Annotated in this window: 5 protein-coding genes; all 5 read right to left on the reverse strand. The window is 30.2% G+C overall.

The genetic code is table 11. From position 1 onward, the window contains the following. Positions 1-320: helix-turn-helix domain-containing protein (locus B3N22_RS14605; protein WP_286908292.1), on the reverse strand; the 320-nt coding region annotated here is incomplete at its 3' end. A gap of 767 nt (positions 321-1,087) precedes the next feature. Beyond that, positions 1,088-2,155, reverse strand: a complete 1,068-nt coding sequence (locus B3N22_RS14610; RefSeq protein ID WP_286908294.1) for a Ger(x)C family spore germination protein — start codon at positions 2,153-2,155, stop codon at positions 1,088-1,090. Further along, positions 2,152-3,228, reverse strand: coding sequence for a GerAB/ArcD/ProY family transporter (locus B3N22_RS14615; protein ID WP_286908297.1), 1,077 nt, complete (start codon positions 3,226-3,228; stop codon positions 2,152-2,154). The genes B3N22_RS14610 and B3N22_RS14615 overlap by 4 nt, the downstream gene beginning before the upstream one ends. 4 nt (positions 3,229-3,232) lie before the next feature. After that, positions 3,233-4,567: a spore germination protein gene (locus B3N22_RS14620; RefSeq protein ID WP_286908299.1), complete on the reverse strand. Its 1,335-nt coding sequence runs from the start codon at positions 4,565-4,567 to the stop codon at positions 3,233-3,235. Between the two features lie 124 nt (positions 4,568-4,691). Continuing rightward, positions 4,692-4,868, reverse strand: coding sequence for an IS3 family transposase (locus B3N22_RS23720; protein WP_414632236.1), 177 nt, complete (start codon positions 4,866-4,868; stop codon positions 4,692-4,694). Between the last annotated feature and the right edge of the window lie 265 nt (positions 4,869-5,133).

Consider the following 5,133-nt stretch of genomic DNA (forward strand, 5'->3'; position numbering starts at 1 on the left):
GGGTCTATTTGACGCTTACTTCTTACTGTACTTTCTCCAACAGTTAGATCTTTATATTTCTCTAAAAGCCAATCATAAACTTGTGCTGCTGACATATCCGGATGCATTCTCAACCAAGATAAAATCAGTTCTTTATATGGATCTAATTTTTTCTTTTTATACTGAAGAGAATCAACCCATTCCGCCATCTCCGAAGGAGATCTCTTTAAGTGCCTGTAAACAGTTGTTCGAGAAACCCCTAACTTTTCAGCTATCTTTGTCTGACTAAATCCTTGCTTTAATAATTGCTTTATCTCCATGTACATTTCCCACTTATCCACCTTCGCTAACCTCCACTGCAAGTATGAACTATGATCATTTTACAGTGATAGGTTGATATTTTTTGCTGGTATATTTGGGTAAATAAGCGTTTCATCTTATCAAGCAAAAACTGTACACTTTATTCTAGCAGTCACAATAAATAACGAGCATTGTTTTTTCTACCCGAATAAGTCTATCCTTAAACACGAGGAAAGCCTTATATTTATGTATCTATCAGGGCAAGACTATTGCAGAAGGAATATATTTCTAATAATATATAGTATAAAACTCGGAAATAAAAGGAGAACATAGAATGATAAAAGGATTATATGAAGCACATCTACCAATTATGGATTTAGAAATCTTGTCGCTATGTTAAGGGTTATTAGTGGTGAAGTTTATAACTCACTTGATGAAACGAATATAAATTAGAATTAATAAATACTATTGATAAAAAATTTACACTAACAGAACGTAGATTAGAACTCCTAATTTAAAATTAAAAATTTAGGATATAAGCCAATTAAAACATTTTAAGAAACTATTTCTAACATTAAGAAATTTGCTTCGAAGCAAAATAAATATATTACATGATAATTGATTGTGAATATTGTATTTAAAGTAATGTACGCATGTACGGTTGGGCATAGGTCGCATCATAAAGCGGGTAGGATTCCCGCATCTGTACCTAAATAAGGATAACAAGTAATTAAAATTATAATTGATAAACTTATACTATTTATTTTCACATAATGTACTTGTAACTTCACTTATTCACACTTCAGAATTAAGTAGATTCCATTTTAATATGCCCTACATTCTGAATGTCAATATTAAAGTGAAAATCATATCTCATATTAGGGTAATATATCTCTCGCCACTTTGTAAGATCAGATTCCGAAAGTTTACCTTGATAATATTGCCCTAATCCAAGAATGTCTGATTCATCCTTCATTATTTGCTCCATCATCTTTTTATAACGATCGGTTAATAGCTCTTCCATCTCATTCTTTATCTGTTGTTCTGTAGTCTTTCCTTTTGTCTCTAAAATCATTACTTTTAATTTAACCGTTGATTCAAAAAAGGGAAGATTGTTGTTCATCTTTGCTTTATTTTTCACCTTTGCTCCTATAATCATTGCACTCGCATGATCCATTACCTCAATATTACCTTTCGGGCCTAAACCTTTAAAGATATTATAGAGAAGAGTATCGTCGGTGGTTATCTCTCCAACTTTTTTTCCACTTTTTAATATAGCAGAACCCATTTGTTGAAGTATAGTGGTTTTACCTGACGATACTATTGGAATAGCAACATCTTTTGTATTAGAGTGTAAACTTTGATAAATTTCCCAAAGTCTAGTAAAAGCGATATGTGGATTCCATCCTTTTGTTTGTCCAAAGTAGTTTAATAAGAGAATTTCTTCCTCATTTTCTTTCGCATTAGTCTTATTCATAAAATCTTCCATATCTTCTTTAATCATGATAACCATTGATTTTGCAGATATTTCTCTTGAACGCATGAAAGTAGTAACTATATTGTTTATTCCACTATTAGCTAATTCCTCATCTATAACAATAACCTTAATATGAAAAAGATCAATATTGCTTTCCATATTGGCACTCAATTGATCAATTGCGCTATTAATAGAAGATCCTATTGATGATATTATCCTAGTCGTAGAATAATTATTCTCTTGTGGGATTTTTAAAAAGACATGATAATCTTCTTCTTCCATTGACACCCCCATTGCTATTGGCATAATACGCTGATTAATATCCTTGTTATTCCAACAACCTGACAAAAGAGGGAGAATAAATAGTATAAAAACTAATAAATGAATCTTTTTTTTCACACTAAGCCATCCTTTTTTTTTTTTGTTATCCTACCCATGAAATAGAGTATTAAGGGGATTACAAAAATAATATACATCCTTAACCCAGTATCTATATTGAAAAATAATTGTATTCTTTTCCAGTTTGGAACAAGTATATATGAGCAAACTCCTAATAAGGAGAAGAAAAAGATTAGTATGTATTTATTTATTTTTTTTGCATAGTGTTGGGAAATTGTGATTATTTGCCAGAGTGTTAATCCAATAAAGATGATATTAAATGTTAGTAAACTTAATGAAAAAAAGATAGTAATTCGTTCAAACATAGACCAGCTTATATCTAACGTATCTAGAGAAATCACAAAAGGATAAACCAACAACTTAGCGGTATTGTGACCTAAAAATAGTATAGGAATATAAATAGCTAAAATATAAAAAGGAGTGATAATTAGTATGTTATAAAGTAGTTTCTTTTTATTAAAATTAATGGAGGGATTAATAAAACCAATAAATAAAAAAGATCCACTTATAGCAAAAAAGCTATTTAAATACTCCTTTTTCATAAAAAAGGAAAAGTCTTTACTAATAATAGGATATACATTATGAATATCCATGTTTTCATACGTAAGTATTAATGTCAGGAGGATTATAGGGACGAATAAGATTGCAACGACTATACTTGTTCTAAATATTGTTTTAATACCCAAAGCTGCCAAATAACTCGAAGTACAAACAATTAATATAATTACCGCAAACATAGGAGTTTTATCCAAAAATATAATAGTAATGATTTGTGCATACAACATAATTGAGATGATATAAGTCATTATTAAGTAAACGAAGATTGGGAGTAAAAATAGTATTTTCATCCATTTATTTGACTGAGAAATGGAAATCAAATCCTGTCCAGGGAAATAATTTAATCCTATTAAGAAAGTATAAAGCATACCAACATGAATGGTAACTTGTAATAGAATAGCAATTAAATAATTGTTGTTAGGTACACTACTAATTATATTAGCTGGGTACATAAAGAAGATTATACTTAAGTAACATAATATATATACAATTGAAACATTCCAGCTTTTATCCACCTTTTTATTCTTCCTCCTTTACTTTTCCGACACTATGCGTAAAAGGTATACCAAATACTTCAATACTCGACAGATAGATACAGATAATAAGAAATCCTACAAGAATTCCTAATATCCCAAAAATAGAAGCCAAGATGACAATCCCAAATTTAAATATTCGTATTGAAGCTGAATTTTGAAATCCGTTAACAGTTGATGAGGCAATGGTGGTAGCTGCTAATATGATGATCATCATATTACTGACTAGTTTTGCTTCAACAACAGATTGACCGAGGATGATACCTCCTACCATTGTAATGGTTGTTCCAATATTAGATGGCATACGTATACATGCTTCAATAATCATTTCCATAATAACTAGCATTATAATCATTTCAATAAATGCTGGGTAAGGCACGCCTTCTCTACTTTGTGCAATTGTTAGAGCTAACTCGATTCGAAAGACTTCTGGGTTTACAGCCACTAAAGCAACATAAAGTCCAGGAACCAGTAATGATATTAGAATTCCTATAATCCTAAGTAATCGTATAGCAATGAGCATAGGGATAGGGAAATTTTGATCATTGTTAGTGATAAACATATCGGATAATAAATTAGGAAGTATAAGTGCAAATGGCATCGATTCAATAAATAAAATGATTCTTCCCTTTTCTAATGCAGATATAGCTTCCTGTGGTAATTCAGTAGTATTTATAAGTGGGATTATATTTCGTGGATTTAATCCCAAATATCTAATTACGTCTTGCAAATTTTTTAAATCGTTTTTTAAGTTTCTCTCAATTTGTCGACAAACATTATCCAATAGACCTTCTGGAGTAATTTCTTCAAGATATAATAAAGAAGTATCTCTTTTTCTTGTATTTCCAAATGAAAATTTTTTAACTTTTAATTGATTTGAATGGTAAAATTTCCTCATTGTTCCTATATTCACTAATAGTGATTCATTAAATGCAATTTGTGAACCTTGTATCACGTTCTCGTTAATCGAAGCTTCCACTGCCTTATTTAGCTGTATTTCTATAGGGTCTATACATACTACCAATTCCATGTTGTTCAAAAAAATAAGGACTTTTCCATCTAATAATTCGTTTATTATTTTATACATCTCGTTTGTATATACAGTACCCAGACTAAAAATACTTTTCTCTAAGCTTTCTGGAGGGTTAGGTAAGGTATCCATAAAAATATACTTTTTTATTAATTGAATAGTTTTCTTCATATCTACAAGGCTTTTTAAGCCATATATTATCATAGTGGATTGAAAATAAGTTAAATTAATACTTTCTACATCATCAGTATTACGAACTTTTTCTTTGAATTTCTTTAATAGTATGCTCATATAATTCCTCACTATTATCCATTTTATTCTAGTATTGTTTTATGGGAAAATATTATTCATGTATTTAACATATTATTGAAATTCAGAAAGGGTAAAAAAATGAGATGTTTTCCACCTCAGACTGTTAATGTTTTCTCTCAAATATATTGGGGGTACAATTACCTAATGTCGAGTGTTTTCGTCCTTCATTGTAAAACCTACTTATATAAAAGTGAATAGCCTTTATTGCTTCTGCCCTCGTTTTAAAACGCCTGCGATAAATGTAATCTTTTTTTGGGTGGCATGGAATGATTCGATACAAGCATTGTCATAGGGATCTCCTTTTCTGCTCATACTAATCTCCATTTTCTTCTGTTTTAAAAGATCAATATAGTCATTCTAACAGTATTGCGATCCACGATCAGAATGATGAATAACTCCTTCAGGTGGTTTTCTTGATTCAAGGTCCATCTTTAGTGCCTGTATAGCTAATTCTTTTTCTAGGGGATTTCCTAGACTCCACCCTATTATTTCTTACATTTGTTTTAGGATTTCCATCATTATTAAAGTAAGCGTCAAATAGACCC

The sequence above is a fragment of the Clostridium sp. UBA1652 genome, assembly GCF_002320975.1.
GTDB lineage: Bacteria > Bacillota > Clostridia > Clostridiales > Clostridiaceae > Clostridium_T > Clostridium_T intestinale.

What these genes read in the sequence shown, in the direction of transcription:
- B3N22_RS14620 (WP_286908299.1), bottom strand. Translation starts at nt 4,567, where the DNA reads ATGAGCATACTATTAAAGAAATTCAAAGAAAAAGTTCGTAATACTGAT.